Origin of the sequence: Flagellimonas okinawensis (assembly GCF_029194005.1) — a bacterium.
In the GTDB taxonomy this organism is placed as follows: Bacteria; Bacteroidota; Bacteroidia; order Flavobacteriales; family Flavobacteriaceae; genus Flagellimonas; species Flagellimonas okinawensis.
In genome coordinates, this window is the sequence record NZ_JARFVA010000002.1 from 62,438 (window position 1) to 80,734 (window position 18,297).

Consider the following 18,297-nt stretch of genomic DNA (forward strand, 5'->3'; position numbering starts at 1 on the left):
ACATTGCGTAGATTTGTATTCTAAATCCGTTTAATGCTAGAAAAGAAGTCAATAGAATATGAAAAGGCGGTACTGATAGGGGTTATGAACCAGTACCAAGATGAAGCGAAGGTCAAAGAGTACCTGGACGAACTGGAATTTCTGACCTACACGGCCGGCGGCGAAGTGGAAAAAAGATTTGTTCAACGTATTGACGTGCCAAATCCAAAAACCTATATCGGTAGTGGAAAAATGGAAGAGGTACGCCAATTTGTTAAGGAAAACGAGATTGGCTCCGTTATTTTTGATGATGAACTTTCCCCCGCACAGCAGAACAATATTGAGAAATTATTGCGCTGTAAAGTGCTGGACAGAACAAGTCTGATTTTGGATATTTTCGCCCAAAGGGCCAAAACAAGTTACGCACGAACACAAGTTGAGCTGGCTCAATACGAATACCTATTACCTCGATTAACCGGTCTCTGGACACACTTGGAGCGCCAACGTGGTGGTATCGGTATGCGAGGACCAGGGGAAACCGAAATCGAAACGGATAGACGAATTGTTCGTGACCGTATAGCTTTGCTCAAAAAAAAGCTTGCCAAAATAGACCGTCAAATGGAGACCCAAAGGGGTAATCGTGGTTCGTTGGTACGGGTAGCTCTGGTAGGATATACCAATGTAGGGAAGTCCACCTTAATGAACGTAATCAGCAAGAGCGATGTTTTTGCGGAAAACAAACTTTTTGCCACCTTGGACACTACGGTTAGAAAAGTGGTATTGGGCAACCTTCCATTTTTATTGAGTGATACTGTTGGATTCATCAGAAAATTGCCCACCCAATTGGTTGAAAGTTTTAAGAGTACATTGGATGAGGTGCGAGAGGCCGATCTTCTGTTGCACGTTGTAGATATTTCGCACCCGAACTTTGAGGAGCACATCAATTCAGTAAACCAGATTTTAGATGAAATCGATAGCTCTGATAAACCCTGTATCATGGTTTTCAATAAGATTGACCAATATACACCGGAGACCATTGATGAGGACGATTTGGAGACCGAACGAACTACGGCCCATTTTACTCTTGAAGAATGGAAAAACACTTGGTTTAACAAGATTGGGGACAAAGCTCTGTTTATCTCTGCCCTGAACAAAGAAAACATGGACGAATTCAGAAAACGAGTGTACGACGCTGTTCGTGATATTCACGTTACCAGGTTTCCTTACAACAACTTTTTATACCCTGAACATTTGGACGAATATTAGGCCTGTTCGGTCAATGCAACGATATCTTGGGCAAAACGTAAAATAATGTTGACTTCACAACATATTTTATGGCATTCACAACAAAAGTTTAGGGATTTACCACTGATAAATTACTTTCACATTGTTTTTAAGTCATTTAGTGTCGAACGCAGATCTTACGGATCTTAACCTACTTAGACATGGTTTTAAAAACACAGAAAAACATTTTTCACCCCACAAAAAAGCCCTCATTATTGAGGGCTTTTTTTGTTAGTCAATTCGTTTCTTAAAACTTATAGCTCAATCCCAGGGTCCAGTATGTTTGCAGTTCATTGTCAATTGTATCGAATGTAGCATCCGGATTTGGAGTTGGCGCATTGTTCACAATGTAGTTCAAGGTCTCCTGCTTGTTGTTTCTAAGACCAAAATCAAATCCGACCCCGATCATTTTCCACAAAGTATAACTAAAAGAGTTGGTCCATGTCCAGTTGCTCAGATTACTGCTTTTATAACTTTGGAACATGGAAAGGTTACTTTTAAAGTTAATATTTCCTATTTGTTTGGTGTAATCAGCAACAATCTTTGCACCCATTGAAGATTCGAAAATAGTGTCCTCACTACTGAATACGAAATTATAGTTAAGAGGGTGTATCACCACAACCAAATCGGAAATTGGGGTCCAAGTGGCACCGACACCAAGATCTAGGTATCCCGGATCATTGAAATTACTCAAAATGGTGGTTCTATATTCAGCTAAGGTAGATACGGCAAATTTCTCCGATAATTTTCTTCCGTATAGGGAAGTGATGTTGAACACATCCGTTGCTTGTCGAAAACTATCATCGTCGTTAGGATCGTCCTTGTCGTCCAATTTTACCCACGAAAGGTTGAGGTTTGCGGCATTTCTCCAAAAAAACTTTTCTTCTTTTAGATTGGCATAAGCATTTACGGTAAACCCAATATTTCCGGAAGAGTTGTTAGGGATTCCTTGTGCAAACCAATTATTGAACTGGGAAATACTACCTCCTATCGTTCCAAAGGCACCAATTTTCCAACCTGGCAAAGCGTCCAGTTGTGACTGAAGTGCATCAACCCGCTTTTGTATAGCCTTGATAGAATCTTTTTTGGGAGCAATTTGAGCCTTGAGCTCTTCTTCTGTCTGAGCTGTTGCAGAAACCACAAAAAGTAGCCCCATGGCAGCAAAAAGCAATTTTTTCATAGTATGGAGTTTAATGTTTAGAAATGCTAAAATAAGAAATGTCGCACCCTTTTTCATTGAACAATTAAAAATTGGCCACAAGTCAATCCCATTGTCATTTGGAGATGAGGTACAAAGCATCGATTGAGAAATTCCTGTTGTCCGAAAATCCATGTCCTGATCTAGCTAGCCATAAGATTGGTAATTCAGGTTCATGTCCTCAATATTTCTTTCAGACATTGGACGTAACCCAAGTATATTGCATAAGCCAGGCTTCATACACCCTAAAAGAGATTCGTGAAAATTGCTATAATTCGTGTCAAACCTTTCCAACCTTTCACCCTTTTACCTAGACAGATTCTTCACTCCGTTCAGAATGACATCAAGGACCCATTTGTCATTTCGAGATGAGATGCAGACCACATATTGAGAAATCTCTTTTATCCGAACATCCATATCCTGACGGCACTTGGCTTTACATTGGAAATTGTTATTCCATGCCTATTGGGTGCGACCCTGAAACAATTCTAGAAAGGCGAGATTTGTGACTTCGTTCGGAACGACAACAATCAGAAAATAAAACTCTTACAATTACTTTCTTTTCTTATAAAGTGGTACTGAAGAACAAGCTTCGCCATACATTACACTTTTGGCCACTTCTTGTATTTTGGTCACAGCCATCAAATAAGCATTTTCAGGAACAGGTTTATTGGCACATCCCTTTATAATAACCGGTTTATCAGTAAACTCAGAAATATCCAAATTCTCCAAAATGGATTGGTAAAGGGCTGTTTCCAAATCTTCAAGATTACCATGCACCACTTTTTTAGCAAAAGGATGCAACTTGGATGCAATTAGCATGAATGCCCATCCCGGAATAATAGCATCAGTGGAACATTGGAGAGCCACATAAGAATCTTGGTAAGTGGACCAGTCTTGCTCATCAACATGGGCGCGAAATTCCTTCTCACGCAAAATAAAGCCTTCGTACAACCAATCCTTGATGTCCAACACCTTTCGCTCTCCTTTTGGGTAATAATCCTCTAGGTTGAAGGTAATCAACTTGCTTTGGGCTACTCTATTTACAATTTCAGACATAAGTTTTCAGATTTCGGTGAAAAGTCACAATTTTCAGAATCCACTATAATTTTTGGTTCTGAGACCTAAATCTACTGGCTGGAGATGTTTTTTGATGCTTGGTTTTTCTACCCTTAACCCGCTTTCTCCACAACTCAAATGAGGATCGTTTAAGGTTGTTCCTCATCACTTCCCTCACATCATTTTCCTTAAGGCCAAACTGGTATTCTATAGCCTCGAACGGGGTCCTATCCTCCCAAGCCATCTCAATAATCCTATCGATTTGTCTTGTGGTCATTTCATGAAATTTTCCGGGTTAATCACAAGAGTCCGAGTTCCAATTTAGCTTCTTCGCTCATCAGTTCTTGGGTCCAAGGAGGGTCAAAGGTGATTTCCACCTCCACGTCCTTTAAAACATCTATTGATTTTACCTTCTCCTCTACCTCCACGGGCAAGGTTTCAGCCACAGGGCAATTGGGAGAAGTAAGGGTCATTAAAATTTTTACTTCGTATTCCTCATTTACGAATACATCGTAAATCAAACCAAGCTCATATATATCCACAGGAATTTCTGGGTCATATATGGTCTTGAGCACCTTTACGATTTTCTCGCCCAGCTCTTGTGTATCTATGGTAGTTTCTTCGCTCATTCTGAATTTATTTTAACTGTGTTTGATAAGCAACTGCGTACAATTTCAATTGCTTGATCATACTTACCAATCCGTTTGCACGTGTTGGCGACAAATGTTCTTTAAGACCGATTTCATCAATAAATTCCACATCTGCATCGATAATATCCTGTGGTTTTTGATTACTGAACGCCCTGACCAATATGGCAATGATTCCTTTCGTAATAATGGCATCACTATCCGCGGTAAACACCAATTTATCACCATCGAGTTCGGCATGCACCCACACCTTACTCTGACATCCTTTGATCAGATTGTCATCCGTTTTGTATTGTTCCTCTATCAACGGAAGTGATTTTCCAAGTTCTATCATGTATTCATAACGCTGCATCCAGTCGTCGAACATGGAAAACTCGTCTATTATTTCTTTCTGAATCTCTTTTATGGTCATGCGATGGTTTTATTCAAAAATACAACTCGGTGGGTTGCCATTCAAGTCTTTATGGTAAAGATAACGGTTTGCCTATAGCAACATGTTACTTGCTCGCTTTATGCCTTCTACCAGCTTGTCCACTTCTTCCTTGGTGTTGTAAAAGCTAAAACTGGCCCTTACCGTTCCTGGAATCTGGTAAAAATCCATTATGGGTTGTGCGCAATGATGACCTGTTCTAACGGCAATACCCAATTTGTCCACAATGGTTCCAATGTCATACGGGTGAACGCCTTCTATGTTAAAGGATATCACCGAAGTCTTCTTTGCAGCGGTCCCATAAATCTTTAAACCATCAATGTCCAGCAATTGCTCCGTGGCATATTGCATCAACTCATCTTCGTACTGGGCAATGGCACCAAAACCGATTTTGTTCATATAGTCCAAAGCCGCTCCAAAAGCGATTCCACCGCAGATATTGGGTGTCCCGGCCTCAAACTTGTGTGGCAATTCGGCGTAAGTGGTCTTTTCAAAAGTAACCTCGGCAATCATTTCCCCTCCTCCTTGGTAAGGAGGCAGTTTCTTGAGCCATTCCTCTTTTCCATAGAGCATTCCAACTCCTGTTGGTCCACACATTTTGTGGGCGGAAACGGTATAAAAATCCACATCCAAGGCTTGTAAATCAGCTTTAATGTGTGCTGCTGCCTGAGCCCCATCAATCAATACGGCAGCTCCCACTTTGTGGGCGGCCTCGATAATTTCTTCTATAGGATTGATCGTTCCCAGTGCATTGGATACATGGTTACAGAAGACCAACTTCGTCTTATAGGACAATAGCTCATGGTATTTCTCCATGACCAACTCCCCTTCCAAGTTCATTGGAATTACCTTAAGGTTCGCACCAGTACGTTCACACAACATTTGCCAAGGAACAATATTGGAATGGTGCTCCATGGCGGACACAATGATTTCATCCCCTTCCTTTAAAAAAGAAGTGAAACCGGTTGCCACCAAATTGATACTTTGCGTGGTTCCCGAAGTGAAAATAACTTCATGGGAATGGGCAATGTCAAAGTGCTTTTGGATTTTTTGGCGTGCCACTTCGTAGGCATCGGTTGCCTCCTGAGACAATGTATGTACTCCACGATGGATATTAGCATTATACCTTTGGTAGTAATCCACAATGGTATCAATTACCTGCCGTGGTGTCTGCGAGGTTGCTGCATTGTCCAAATACACCAACGGATGTCCGTTGACCTCTCTTTGGAGGATGGGAAAGTCTTTACGAATGGCCTGTATGTCCAAAGTGGTCTCTGTCATGGTAATATAATGGTGAAAATCTTCAGCTTAGAGGTCAAACCCCATACGTACGCCCAATTTTTCAGCAATAATCTTGTTGATTCGTGACTTTAACTCAGGAATACGGACACTTTCCAAAACGTTATTGGCGAAAGCATACATCATAAGTGCCTTGGCCTCCTTTTTTGGAATACCTCTTGATCTTAAGTAAAAGAGCGCTTCTTCATCCAACTGACCAATGGTACATCCGTGTGAACATTTTACATCGTCCGCAAAAATTTCCAATTGTGGTTTTGAGTTGATGGTAGACTTATCGCTCAATAAAATATTGTTGTTTTGCTGGAAAGCATCGGTCTTCTGGGCAATTTTATCCACAATGATCTTACCATTAAAGACCCCTGTAGAACTATCGCCAAATATACCCTTGTAATCTTGATGGCTCTCGCAATTAGGTTGCGCATGGTGTACCAGTGTATGGTGATCCACATGCTGTTTGTCTCCTAAAATGGTAACTCCCTTTAAAGTAGAATCGATTCGCTCCCCATTTTGATAAAAGTTCAGGTTGTTTCGAATGAGTTTTCCTCCCAATGAGAAGGTATGAACCCTTACCACACTGCTATTCTTTTGCGAAATATAGGTATTGTCCACAAGGGAGGCTGTTGGGGCATCGTTCTGTACTTTGTAATAATCCACAATGGCATCCTTACCAGCAAAAATCTCTGTTACTGAATTGGTAAAAACTTCATTGCCGGTCAAACTTTGGTGCCTCTCAATAATTTGAACCTCCGCGTTGTCCTCTGCAACGATCAGGTTACGTGGTTGCAGCATCAAAGCTGCCTCGTTACCCGTTGCCAAATGCAATATCTGGATGGGCTTCTTTGGCATTTTGTTCTTTGGGATGTAGATATATGCACCTTCCTTACTAAAAGCGGTGTTCAAGGTTGTCAAAGATTCCTCTTTTGAAGCGGCCTTGTTAAAATATACCTCAATAACCTGTTGGAACATGGGTTTGCTGAAGGCAGAGCTCATCAAACATACGTCTACACCATCATGCGTCGTCTCCGACAAGTACGAGCTATAAACCCCATCAACAAAGACTATTTTATAAGTGTCAATTTCATGAAGGAAATACTTTTTGACATCCTTGTACTCCAAAGCTGATTCTTGCTTTGGAAATATGCTGAAGTCTATTTTTTGTAGGCTCTTCAACGACGTATATTTCCAAGCCTCTTCCTTTTTGGAGGGAAACCCTTTTGTCTCAAAATTTTTGATTGCCCTTGACCTTTCTTCGTGCACCGGATGATCCAGATCCAGACCGTCTTCAAAGGCCATAAAAGAGGAGACTAATTTTTCCTTTAAATCCATTCGTTTTTAATTGTCATTCCTGCACTTCGTTTAACTCAGTATAAACTCCAGCAGGAATCTAATTAATGATTCTTTTTCATTTGGATTCCCATTTTCATGGGAATTACAATACTGGTTATACCGCAGCTTCTTCCTTTAACCAATCGTAACCCTTTTCTTCGAGCTCCAAGGCCAATTCCTTGGTTCCCGATTTTACGATCTTACCATTGTAAAGTACATGTACAAAATCGGGTACGATATAGTCCAACAACCTTTGGTAGTGCGTGATAACGATGATTGCATTGTCCTTGCTCCGCAGCTTGTTTACACCATTGGCCACGATACGGAGTGCATCGATATCCAAACCTGAATCGGTCTCGTCCAAAATGGCCAATTTAGGCTCCAACATCGCCATCTGGAAGATTTCGTTTCTTTTTTTCTCACCACCGGAGAACCCTTCGTTCAATGAACGGGAGAGAAATTTCCGGTCAATTTCCAGCAACTCGGATTTTTCACGGATCTTTTTCAACATTTCGTTCGCCGGCATATCCTCAAGCCCTTGTGCTTTCCTGGATTCATTGATGGCCGTTTTCATAAAATTGGTCACTGACACCCCTGGTATCTCGACCGGATACTGGAACGATAAGAAAACCCCTTTATGAGCTCTTTCCTCTGGAGAAAGTTCTTCCAAATCTTCTCCTTCCAAAAAAATATTTCCTTCTCCGACCTCAAACTCTTCCTGACCAGCGATTACCTCGGCCAAGGTACTTTTACCTGAACCGTTGGGGCCCATAATGGCGTGTACCTCCCCTGCATTCACCTTAAGATCGATACCCTTAAGAATTTCTTTATCTTCTACGCTTGCGTGTAAATTTTTGATTTCTAGCATGCTATTTTTCTTCAAATATTATTTTATGATGGTGTTTGTTTATCCAACGGATCCTTCCAAACTGATTTCCAACAGTTTTTGTGCCTCAACAGCAAATTCCATGGGTAGTTTGTTCAATACTTCCTTGCTAAATCCGTTAACGATCAAAGCAATTGCCTTTTCCGTATCAATACCTCTTTGATTACAATAGAAAATCTGGTCCTCACCAATTTTACTGGTCGTTGCCTCATGCTCTATCTGCGCGGTCTTGTTTTTTGCTTCGATGTAAGGGAAAGTGTGCGCTCCACAACGGTTGCCCATCAAAAGGGAATCACATTGCGAAAAGTTCCTTGCATTTTCTGCCCGGCTGTTCACTTGCACCAATCCACGGTAACTGTTCTGCGACTGACCTGCTGAAATACCTTTTGAAATTATGGTACTCTTGGTGTTCTTGCCCAAATGTATCATTTTGGTCCCTGTATCCGCCTGCTGAAAATTGTTGGTCACTGCAATGGAATAAAACTCACCTATGGAGTGATCACCTTTCAATATACATGATGGATATTTCCAAGTTACGGCAGAACCTGTTTCTACTTGGGTCCAAGAGATTTTTGCGTTCTTTTCGCAAAGCCCGCGCTTGGTCACAAAGTTGAAAACTCCACCTTTTCCTTCATCATTACCTGGATACCAGTTCTGGACAGTTGAATATTTGATCTCTGCATCGTCCAAAGCTATCAACTCCACTACGGCTGCGTGCAATTGGTTCTCATCTCTCATAGGAGCTGTACAGCCTTCCAAATAACTCACATAGCTTCCTTCATCCGCAATTACAAGGGTCCTTTCAAACTGCCCTGTACCCGCTTGGTTAATACGGAAGTATGTGGAAAGTTCCATAGGACATCTTACACCTTTGGGAATGTAGCAAAATGATCCATCCGAGAAAACCGCAGAATTCAGTGCCGCATAAAAATTGTCTTTTTGGGGCACTACGGTTCCCAAATATTTCTTCACCAGCTCGGGGTGCTCTTGAATGGCTTCGGAGATGGAACAGAAAATAATACCTTTCTCTGCCAGAGTCTTTTTGAAAGTAGTGGCCACTGAAACGGAATCCATGACGATATCAACTGCAACCCCAGCCAATTTTTTCTGCTCATCCACAGAGATTCCAAGTTTTTTAAATGTATCCAACAATTCTGGGTCGACTTCGTCCAAGCTATTGTATTTCGGCTTTTTATTGGGTGCCGAGTAATAGGAAATATCTTGAAAATCGGGTTTCTTGTAGGTTACGTTCGCCCATTCGGGCTCCTCCATTTCCTTCCAAGCACGAAAAGCCTCCAATCGCCACTCCGTCATCCACTCGGGCTCTTCTTTCTTTTTGGAAATGGCGATTACGATTTCCTCGTTCAACCCTTTGGGAAGGGTGTCCGATTCAATATCCGTATAGAAACCGTACTCGTACTCTTTGGTCTCCAGTTCTTTTTTTAATTCTTCCTCTGTATAAGCCATATATCTTTAAGTTAGCCAATTACAGGCTTTTTGTCAATGTTTATAGTGAAAAACTTTCTCCACATCCACAGGTTCTTTGGGCGTTGGGGTTGTTGAACACAAATCCCTTTCCGTTTAAACCTCCAGAATATTCCAATGTAGTGCCTACCAAGTACAAAAAGCTTTTTTTGTCGACAATGATTCTTACATCATTATCTTCAAAAATCTTATCTGTATCCGTTGCAGAATTGTCAAAAGTCAATTCATAAGACAATCCGCTGCACCCTCCGCTCTTTACGCCAACACGCACATAATCCGTGGCCGCATTAAAACCTTCCTCGGTCATAAGCGACACCACTTTGTGCCTTGCTGATTCTGAAACCTTAATCATCTTAATTGAATTTAATCTAAATAGCCCACAAATATACTGTATATGTAGGGTTTTACCATAGTAACTAACATTATTATAACGAATGATTCCATAGGTGTTTCCTATGGAAAAATGGGACCATTGGATCATATGGCCCGACACACTTGTGACAGCAGGTATTCCGGAGGATTTTTGACAATGTAATATCTGAAAAATTTTAAGTGCGTTCGAACACCAAAATTTACGATTATCCTCATTATTTTTGCAAAATGCTAGAAGACAAGAATCAAGAACGTACATCTTTGGAAAAATTGGGCGAATTCGGCCTAATCGAACACCTTACCCAAAACTTTGAACTCAAACAACCATCCTCCCTGATCGGGGTTGGCGACGATGCCGCCGTTATGGACTATGGAGGCAAAAAAACCATAGTTTCTACGGACATGCTTGTGGAAGGTGTCCATTTTGACCTAGCTTATATGCCCTTGAAGCACTTAGGCTATAAATCGGTAATGGTAAACCTTTCCGATATCTATGCCATGAACGCCATGGCAACCCAGGTTACGGTTTCTTTGGCCATTTCCAATAGGTTCCCTTTGGAAGCATTGGAAGAATTTTACGAAGGTGTAGCTCTCGCGTGCAAGCTTTACAATGTGGACTTGGTCGGGGGAGACACCACTTCTTCCACTAGGGGAATGATTGTTAGCGTAACGGCAATAGGTGCTGCAGATGAAAACGAGATTGTTTACCGAAAAGGAAGTAAACCGAACGACCTTTTGGTGGTAACGGGAGATTTGGGCGGTGCCTACCTTGGACTTCAAGTATTGGAGCGTGAAAAAGAGGTTTTCAAGGTAAATCCAAACAGTCAGCCCGATCTTGAACCCTATTCCTATATCGTTGAGCGGCAATTAAAGCCGGAGGCTCGTAAAGATATTGTGGAACTGCTCAAAAAATTGGAGGTAAAACCAACTTCCATGATCGATATCAGCGACGGCCTTTCGTCTGAAGTTATCCACTTGTGCAAACAAAGTGATATCGGCTGCAATGTTTTTGAAGATAAGATTCCGTTGGATCCAACGGTAATTTCTGCATCCGAAGAATTTAAAATGGACAGTACCATGATTGCCTTGAGCGGAGGAGAGGATTACGAACTATTGTTTACCATAGATCAGTCCGATTTTCCAAAAATAAAGGGAAACCCCAATTTAACCGTGATCGGTCATATGACGGAAAAGAACGAAGGCGTTCACTTGATTACAAGGGCTGAGACCAAAATTCCCATTACGGCACAGGGATGGAACTCGTTCAACGAATAAAAAAATCCCGAAAATCAAGGGCATCCCTACATCATGGCATTGGGGCACGCAACCATTAGCAGTAGGCAATTACTTAAGTTTCCGGGATAAGATTTGGGCCTTTCCTAAAATAAAAAAGGGTTATGCCACTTGGTGCACCACCCTACTTTTTCTTTTTCTGTACATGTCTTCCAACGTACTGTTGATCTCTTGCATTTGAGGCGTTAGTGCGGAAAGTTTGCCACTAACATCCGTTGTGACCTCTTTTTGACAATGAATACATTTGTACTCTTTAATATGCTGGGTCACTTTTTTGGACACCACATAGTGATGACCGAATAGATTGCAAAAGAAAGATGAAAATTTGTTGCCATGTTGCGTAGTAGTTGTCTTCATAAGCTGGTGTTGTTTGGAGAAAAGCAATGATTACGAAATGGGGCTTCGAAAAATGCTTAATTTGGTTAGTAGTTTTTTATTATGGATTCAATTTTAGAAGGTTCATTTTTAATAGGAACGGATGTTGATAACTTTTTATTTTGCTGGTGTCTCGATAAAACTTTTTTTTCGATGAAATACCATAAAATCGACAAAAAGTAGTCTTTTTCCGCCCAAAAACGCTTTTGTAATATACCACATTGAAAACAAATTATCAACAACACACAAATAAAAAATCGTTAACCGTTACCGCCTTCGCTCTTTTTTCCCTTTTTTTTGGAGCGGGCAACCTGATACTCCCCCCATTATTGGGCTTTAAATCGGGAAATTTATGGTGGGTGGTCACGTTAGGTTTCTGTATTTCGGGCGTACTTGTGCCCATATTGGGAATAATGGCACATGCAAGATTGCAGGGCACCCTATTTGACTTTGCCAAAAAGGTATCCCCTTTGTTCAGTCTTGTATATTGCTACCAAGGTTTTGGATGCTTTGGGCAAACTGTTGACGCCGGGAATCCTTATCATATTATTGATAATGATATTGACCGCCGTATTTACAATGGACTTTGATTTTATTCCTTCCAAAATTAGTCAACCGTTCAGTTCGGGAATATTGGAAGGCTATCAAACCTTTGATGCCATTGGTGCCGTTGTAGTGGGGGCAGTCATAATAATTTCCATAAACCTAAAAGAAAAATCCGCATCTTTTGAAGAGAAACGAAAAATAATTGCGCTTGGAGGACTATGGGCCGGTATAGGTTTACTTCTAGTATATGGCGGACTGATTTTGACTGGGGCGCTTTTCTCCAATTCTTTTGATCCAGAAGTATCGAGAACAGCCCTTTTGCGAGGAATAAGCACATACACCTTGGGCGGAACCGCGAATATTTTGCTCAGTATATTGGTAAGCTTGGCCTGCTTTACAACAGCCGTGGGAATTGTAACGGGAACTGCCGATTTTATAAAAAGTCGCTTTAATGATTCTGTTTTGGCATATCGAATAACCGCATTTTTGGGGTGTCTCTTGGGAGTGCTCATTGGACAATTTGACGTTGGCTACATTATCGTGGTGGCAGTGCCTTCGTTAATGTTTATTTACCCGATCACCATTATTTTGATATTACTCAATGTGGTCCCGGAAAAATGGAGTTCTCCAAAGGTGTTTAAACAGGTTGTCGCTGTTACAATTTTGTTCAGTATTCCAGATTTCTTGGGGAGTATCGGTTTTGGCGAGCAAATCGCTCCTTTTGTTGATTGGGTTCCGTTGAGCCAGCATCAAATGGGATGGGTGCTGCCCGCACTGGTTGCATTTATTATGTCCAACATCATCAAGAGCAATAAAACACCAGCATTAAGCTAATCCCGCATTCTTTTAAAACGGCAGAAAACAAAATTCTGAGAAGTGGAGAACGGAGTAATATGATCCTCGGTTTTACATGCAATCTTATTGAAAGACCTGAAGGTCTCCTCCATGGTGTCCTCCGTGTATTGTTTAATATCGAGACCGCTGCATTTTTTGGGGCCATTTTCCGAAAAGGTACCGATAATCACATATCCATTTACCGCGTTATTGATCAAATCTACATAGGTTTGAATTTGTCCAGGTTCGGTTAAAAAATGAAAAGCGGCCCTATCATGCCAAAGATCATACGTCTCTTGTGGTCTAAAACTAAGGACATCACTTTCTATCCACTTTACTTGCTGTGCTTTGTCGCCAAGCCTTGCTTTAGCGCGTTCCAAGGATTTTCCAGAGATATCGAGAACTGTAATGTCCTTAAAGCCTTCATTGAGTAAATGGTCCACCAATTTACTGTCGCCACCGCCCACATCTATAATTTTAGATGCCTTGTCCAAATTACAGGAACGAATAAAATCCAATGAGGTCTGTGGAACCTCTTGGGTCCAACTAACCTCATCCGGTTTTTTGGTGGCATAAACGGTTTCCCAATGACCTTTTTTGTCCAACAGTAACGATTTAATAAAAAACTGAATCAAAAAAGGATTTCATCTCGGCAGCATAGGGAACTCCATACTTTGCAAAAGTGTCCCTGGTTTGCGCATCGGGCTTCCAATCAAAAAAGGCATGCCCTGCTCCTTCCACTTGGATATATTCAACGGTCTGACCGTTCTCTTTTAATTCTTCCACATAGGGTTGAACAACCTCATGGCTTATCAGTGGGTCCTCCGTACCCCTGACAATAAAATGAGGTATCGCCCGGTTACCCACATCCGGCACATGTTGTGCCGGAGAAACGGCATCAAGATACCCTTGTTTGGTCTGTTGTATAAATTGCTTAAAATCCGATGCACTGAAAGGACCATAACTTGGCGCTGCCACTTTGATGGCGTCCATAATTTCTTCTTTCACCTGGTCAATTGATTTTCCTTTTGGCATATAGGTGGGCATATATTCATAAACCCCTTGGCTTTCACCAAATCCTGCATCCCCGATCAAACTGCTAAGTACTGCGGCAGAGGCCGATAAATGACCTCCTGCACTATCTCCGGTAACTGCTATTTTTGAAGGGTCGCCCCCATAATCTGCTGCATGTTCCTGAATATGGGCAATGGCGCCAAAAACATCTTCAATAAGTTTGTGCATGTAATTTGGCTCCTCATCACCATCCAAATTGTTCACCCATCTGTAATCGATACTACATACCACATATTGGTTGCCTTTGGCAAGTTCACGGGCAAGACCTCTCATAATATCCTCATTGTTGGACGACCAGCCCCCACCATGGACAATAATTGCCAAAGGGAGGTTTTTTGTTCCTTTTGGAGCGTAGACATCATATTTTAATGGCTTAACTCCCGGCTGGGCATAAACAACATCATGGGTAACATTTAAATTGTCGACGAGGTTACTTTCCACAAAAGTGGCTCCAACGGACATATCCTTATCTACTGTTATTTTCATGGTCGATGTAAAGTTTTCCACACTGGTGGTGCCCCACATACCCCCTTTAAAAGTGTAATAAATTGCGTCCAAGCTAAATCCTTCGTCCGGAGTAGCTGAAACGGTCAACTCCGTGCCCGGCTCGACCATACCATCTTTTGGCAGCTCGGGAGAAACGGTATAGGAACCATTTTCCGGGGCAACCAAAGTTACCATGTACATATTTTGATCAATTGTTTTATTTGTTAAGGCCTTTGTAGTACCAATTACCATTAGTACCATGGAGAAGGTCAATGCTGTCCTCATTATATTTAAGTGCTTTAAAGTTTGTTGAGTTACTTTTTGAAACAACTAAAGTTAGGGCATTTTTTTAGTCACGGCAAACTTGTCTGTCGTTGCCATTGTACCACTGCGGGAAAATCCAAAATGTAGCTTTTAAAATGCCCACTAGATCTTCGTGAACTTTAAATTGGTTACCCTTCCAGCGTCAATTCTTATTATCTCATAATGTTTCAAGGATTATTCCGAGCCCCGCTTCTTTTTATTGTAATGGTAAATGCCATAGGCAATACCTGCCAAGACGACAAAAGGAAGGTAACTCCCGATTACCACACCTATTTCGTAGGCGCTATCGGGAGCTTCCTGTAGCTTTTTTTCAATATCGGTCTGTTGGTATAAGAACAGTAAATATTTCATGACCCTATTTATTCATCAACTCTTCTATTTCTTCTATCTCAATGGGGATGTTGCGCATTAGATTGAAAGGTTCCCCTTTTTCTTGAATGACCACATCGTCCTCCAATCGGATCCCCATCCCTTCGGCAGGAATATAAATTCCCGGTTCCACTGTAAATACCATATTGGCTTTCATCGGCTTTTTCAATTCGCCGTAATCGTGCGTATCCAATCCTATATGGTGACTTGTACCGTGCATAAAGAATTTCTTGTAAGCCGGCCAATCGGGATTTTCATTTTGTACATCCGCTTTATCCAAGAGTCCCAGACCAATTAGTTCGGAGGTCATTATTTTGCCCACTTCCTTATGGTATTCTGCCCAAATGGTTCCGGGAACCAACATTTTTGTGGCCTCATCCTTAACTCGTAAAACTGCACTGTATACCTCCTTTTGCCTTGGTGTAAACTTGCCATTGCCCGGAATGGTTCGGGTCATATCACTGGAGTAATTGGCATATTCGGCCGCTAAATCCATTAAGATCATATCCCCATCCTTAACCTGCTGGTTATTTTCCACATAATGCAAAACATTGGCATTTCCCCCGGATGCGATAATCGGTGTGTAAGCAAACCCTTTGGAGCGGTTACGCACAAATTCATGCAGATATTCCGCCTCGATCTCATATTCCCAAACGCCAGGTTTCACAAATTCCAATATTCTTCTGAACCCCTTTTCGGTAATATCGCAGGCCGTTTGCATTAGTGCAATTTCTTCCGGCTCCTTTACCCCACGAATATTTTGCATAATAGGATTGCTCTTCGCCCATTGGTGCGCCGGGTACTCCTTTTTTACCTTTTCAATAAATCGATCCTCTCGCGTTTGCGTTTCAACGGCTTGTCGATAATGTTCGTTGGTGTTAAAATAAATGGTATCCGCTTCGGTCATTAAATCAAAGAAAACCTTGTCAAAATCCGTTAGCCAGTAAACAGTTTCAATTCCCGATACTTCAGTGGCCTTGTCTTTGGTCAACTTTGCTCCTTCCCAAACGGCAATATGGTCGTTGGTTTCCCTTACAAATAGAATTTCCCTGTGCTTAGGATCAATGGCATCCGGAAAAAGCAGGAGAATGGTTTCTTCTTGGTCCGCACCGCTCAAATAAAAAATATCACGAGCCTGTTCAAAGGGCATGGTACTATCAGCCCCAATAGGATAAACATCGTTGGAATTGAACACCGCTATGCTTTTTGGCCGCATCTGCGCCATGAATTTTTTTCGGTTCTTTACAAAAAGATTACTGTCTATTTGGAAGTATTTCATATCTATATTTTGATTTGTCCAAATTTAGGTAATTGCGATACCGATGACAAATTCTTACCTTACCTATTAAATCCTTAAAATGCAGCTCAACCTTAGTATCCCAGCTCTTCTTTTTCCTGCCATTTCTTTGACTATGTTAGCTTATAATGCTCGGTATTTGGCCATAGCGGCATTGATCCGGCAGTTGCACAAACAGTTCGAGGAAACATCTGCCCAGCCCCTTAAGCAACAGATCAATCAACTTCGAACACGATTGGGAATAATCAAAAACATGCAGGCCTCTGCGATCATTAGTTTTTTATTGGCTGCGGTAACCATGTTTTTAATTTATGTGGAAATGAGGGTGTGGGCCAATATTATTTTTGGTATCAGTTTAATATTCTTGATGATTTCACTGATCCTATCCTTCTTGGAGGTTCAATTATCCACAAAAGCATTGAGCATTCAATTAAAGAACATGGAAAAATAATAAAAGTGGCATACGAGGTTCTCGGAAAAAGCAAGCCCATTGCCTACATAAGCAACCGAATCAACAATTATTCAGTTGTTCCCACAGACTGGTTAAAGTTCTACAAGCACCGACACCAATTGGAGTATTACTCCATAGTGGCCTACAACAGTAGTGGATTGGCCAATGTAGTTTTGGAGAAAATGTTCTTCCCTAATAAAATCAGGCAATTCTCAAAAGTTGAAGATGCCATAAAATGGGGCTTGGCCAAAGTGAACGAAAAAAACATTGACTTATCGGCTTAAGGTTAGGGCTATTTCCTATTTCGCCTTCCGTTCCTTTCCACCAACTGCACTATGCTTTTGGCTACATTGACACCAGTGGCCGCCTCAATCCCTTTTAATCCCGGAGATGCATTGACCTCAATCAATAACGGACCATTCTTGGAGCGAATCAAATCCACTCCGGCGACTCCCAATCCTAGATATTTGGTTGCATTTAGGGCTATGAACTTTTCCCTAGGGGTTAGTTGTACTTGTTGGGTTTCAGCGCCGCGGTGTACATTGGACCTAAAATCGTCCAGCTCACTGGTGCGTTTCATGCTGGCAACAATCTTGTTGCCCACTACCACAATTCTAAGATCTTCCCCATTGGCTTCTTCAATAAACTCCTGTAATAAAATACTGGTGTTCATGTTGTAAAGTGTATCAATCACCGATTTTGCGGACTTCTTGCTTTCTGCCAGAATCACTCCCTTTCCCTGGGTTCCTTCCTGTAGTTTAATAATGACAGGTGCTCCTCCCAAAAGTTCAATTTGATGTTCCACATTGTTCGGATTGATGGAAAATACGGTTTTTGGTATCGGGATTCCTTTTTTCGACATCATTTGAAGCGTTGAGACTTTGTTCCGTGCACGAATAATCCCTAGTGACTTGGCCGTGCTGAAAATATCGTTCATCTCGAACTGCTTTACAATAGCTGCGCCGTGTCGGGTAACTGTCGTCCCGATTCTGGGAACGATAGCATCGAACTCATCGGTAATGTTCTCCGCACCAAAAAAAATTTGCGGCCTTTCGCCCCCAAGTTGAACCGAACATTTGGTGTGATCAATGTGTTCTACATAATGCCCCGCCTTTTCAAATTCCTCTGCAATCCTGGAAGTGGAATATACATTAAGGCTTACGGAAAGAATGGCAACATCCATGTTACGGGTAATGGTTTCAAATTCTATCCTAATATCGGCAAAATTCCCAAAATAAGATCCTGATGCTCTAAATCCCAATAGCTTAAAATGAGTCTAAATA

20 protein-coding genes and 1 pseudogene are annotated in these 18,297 nt (G+C 41.5%); 5 read left to right on the plus strand and 16 right to left on the minus strand.

The window, feature by feature from the left end; genetic code table 11:
* Nucleotides 1-33 precede the first annotated feature (33 nt).
* A complete protein-coding gene (gene hflX / locus PY091_RS06100; RefSeq protein ID WP_275648822.1) occupies nucleotides 34-1,245 on the plus strand; it encodes a GTPase HflX in 1,212 nt (403 codons plus the stop codon).
* 265 nt (nucleotides 1,246-1,510) lie between these two features.
* Here hflX and PY091_RS06105 read toward each other — a convergent pair whose 3' ends face one another.
* From PY091_RS06105 to PY091_RS06150, 10 genes are all read right to left on the minus strand, one after another.
* Nucleotides 1,511-2,443 carry a DUF3078 domain-containing protein gene (locus tag PY091_RS06105; RefSeq protein WP_275648823.1) on the minus strand — a complete coding sequence of 311 codons (933 nt, stop codon included), beginning with the start codon at nucleotides 2,441-2,443 and terminating at the stop codon, nucleotides 1,511-1,513.
* A 570-nt stretch (nucleotides 2,444-3,013) separates the two neighbouring features.
* The gene (locus PY091_RS06110; protein ID WP_275648824.1) at nucleotides 3,014-3,520 is read right to left on the minus strand and encodes a DUF2480 family protein; all 507 of its coding nucleotides are present in this window, start codon (nucleotides 3,518-3,520) and stop codon (nucleotides 3,014-3,016) included.
* Between the two features lie 43 nt (nucleotides 3,521-3,563).
* Complete coding sequence (locus PY091_RS06115) at nucleotides 3,564-3,797, minus strand: TIGR03643 family protein (protein ID WP_275648825.1); 234 nt, start codon at nucleotides 3,795-3,797, stop codon at nucleotides 3,564-3,566.
* A 22-nt stretch (nucleotides 3,798-3,819) separates the two neighbouring features.
* Nucleotides 3,820-4,149 (minus strand): iron-sulfur cluster assembly protein, encoded by a 330-nt coding sequence (locus PY091_RS06120; RefSeq protein WP_100816841.1) that lies wholly within the window; start codon nucleotides 4,147-4,149, stop codon nucleotides 3,820-3,822.
* A 7-nt stretch (nucleotides 4,150-4,156) separates the two neighbouring features.
* A complete protein-coding gene (locus PY091_RS06125; protein ID WP_275648826.1) occupies nucleotides 4,157-4,579 on the minus strand; it encodes a SufE family protein in 423 nt (140 codons plus the stop codon).
* A gap of 72 nt (nucleotides 4,580-4,651) precedes the next feature.
* A complete protein-coding gene (locus PY091_RS06130) occupies nucleotides 4,652-5,878 on the minus strand; it encodes an aminotransferase class V-fold PLP-dependent enzyme (RefSeq protein WP_275648827.1) in 1,227 nt (408 codons plus the stop codon).
* Nucleotides 5,879-5,905: 27 nt separating this feature from the next.
* On the minus strand, nucleotides 5,906-7,222 hold the full coding sequence (gene sufD, locus PY091_RS06135; protein WP_275648828.1) for a Fe-S cluster assembly protein SufD: 1,317 nt from the start codon (nucleotides 7,220-7,222) through the stop codon (nucleotides 5,906-5,908).
* A gap of 115 nt (nucleotides 7,223-7,337) precedes the next feature.
* Nucleotides 7,338-8,090, minus strand: a complete 753-nt coding sequence (gene sufC / locus PY091_RS06140; RefSeq protein WP_275648829.1) for a Fe-S cluster assembly ATPase SufC — start codon at nucleotides 8,088-8,090, stop codon at nucleotides 7,338-7,340.
* Between the two features lie 39 nt (nucleotides 8,091-8,129).
* Nucleotides 8,130-9,575: a Fe-S cluster assembly protein SufB gene (sufB, locus tag PY091_RS06145; RefSeq protein WP_275648830.1), complete on the minus strand. Its 1,446-nt coding sequence runs from the start codon at nucleotides 9,573-9,575 to the stop codon at nucleotides 8,130-8,132.
* Between the two features lie 40 nt (nucleotides 9,576-9,615).
* The gene (locus PY091_RS06150; RefSeq protein ID WP_275648831.1) at nucleotides 9,616-9,945 is read right to left on the minus strand and encodes a HesB/IscA family protein; all 330 of its coding nucleotides are present in this window, start codon (nucleotides 9,943-9,945) and stop codon (nucleotides 9,616-9,618) included.
* A gap of 248 nt (nucleotides 9,946-10,193) precedes the next feature.
* On the opposite strand from PY091_RS06150, the gene thiL reads away from it, so the two are divergent.
* Nucleotides 10,194-11,240 carry a thiamine-phosphate kinase gene (gene thiL, locus PY091_RS06155; RefSeq protein WP_275648832.1) on the plus strand — a complete coding sequence of 349 codons (1,047 nt, stop codon included), beginning with the start codon at nucleotides 10,194-10,196 and terminating at the stop codon, nucleotides 11,238-11,240.
* Between the two features lie 120 nt (nucleotides 11,241-11,360).
* Here thiL and PY091_RS06160 read toward each other — a convergent pair whose 3' ends face one another.
* The gene (locus PY091_RS06160; protein ID WP_207028898.1) at nucleotides 11,361-11,615 is read right to left on the minus strand and encodes a hypothetical protein; all 255 of its coding nucleotides are present in this window, start codon (nucleotides 11,613-11,615) and stop codon (nucleotides 11,361-11,363) included.
* 239 nt (nucleotides 11,616-11,854) lie between these two features.
* On the opposite strand from PY091_RS06160, the pseudogene PY091_RS06165 reads away from it, so the two are divergent.
* Nucleotides 11,855-13,013, plus strand: a pseudogene (locus PY091_RS06165) (branched-chain amino acid transport system II carrier protein).
* Here PY091_RS06165 and PY091_RS06170 read toward each other — a convergent pair.
* The 4 genes from PY091_RS06170 to PY091_RS06185 all read right to left on the minus strand — a co-directional run bounded on the left by PY091_RS06170 (nucleotide 13,010) and on the right by PY091_RS06185 (nucleotide 16,545).
* Entirely contained in the window at nucleotides 13,010-13,618 is a 609-nt protein-coding gene (locus tag PY091_RS06170; protein WP_275648833.1) for a class I SAM-dependent methyltransferase, read from the minus strand. The pseudogene PY091_RS06165 and the gene PY091_RS06170 overlap by 4 nt on opposite strands.
* Nucleotides 13,619-13,628: 10 nt before the next feature.
* Nucleotides 13,629-14,858, minus strand: a complete 1,230-nt coding sequence (locus PY091_RS06175) for an alpha/beta fold hydrolase (protein ID WP_275648834.1) — start codon at nucleotides 14,856-14,858, stop codon at nucleotides 13,629-13,631.
* A 213-nt stretch (nucleotides 14,859-15,071) separates the two neighbouring features.
* The gene (locus PY091_RS06180) at nucleotides 15,072-15,248 is read right to left on the minus strand and encodes a hypothetical protein (RefSeq protein ID WP_275648835.1); all 177 of its coding nucleotides are present in this window, start codon (nucleotides 15,246-15,248) and stop codon (nucleotides 15,072-15,074) included.
* Nucleotides 15,249-15,252: 4 nt separating this feature from the next.
* The gene (locus PY091_RS06185; RefSeq protein ID WP_275648836.1) at nucleotides 15,253-16,545 is read right to left on the minus strand and encodes an aminopeptidase P family protein; all 1,293 of its coding nucleotides are present in this window, start codon (nucleotides 16,543-16,545) and stop codon (nucleotides 15,253-15,255) included.
* 79 nt (nucleotides 16,546-16,624) lie between these two features.
* On the opposite strand from PY091_RS06185, the gene PY091_RS06190 reads away from it, so the two are divergent.
* Nucleotides 16,625-17,014 (plus strand): DUF2721 domain-containing protein, encoded by a 390-nt coding sequence (locus tag PY091_RS06190; protein ID WP_275648837.1) that lies wholly within the window; start codon nucleotides 16,625-16,627, stop codon nucleotides 17,012-17,014.
* Between the two features lie 5 nt (nucleotides 17,015-17,019).
* Nucleotides 17,020-17,298 (plus strand): hypothetical protein, encoded by a 279-nt coding sequence (locus tag PY091_RS06195; protein WP_275648838.1) that lies wholly within the window; start codon nucleotides 17,020-17,022, stop codon nucleotides 17,296-17,298.
* Nucleotides 17,299-17,306: 8 nt separating this feature from the next.
* On the opposite strand, the gene PY091_RS06200 is transcribed toward PY091_RS06195, so the two are convergent.
* Nucleotides 17,307-18,275 (minus strand): RimK family alpha-L-glutamate ligase, encoded by a 969-nt coding sequence (locus PY091_RS06200; RefSeq protein WP_275648839.1) that lies wholly within the window; start codon nucleotides 18,273-18,275, stop codon nucleotides 17,307-17,309.
* Nucleotides 18,276-18,297 lie beyond the last annotated feature (22 nt).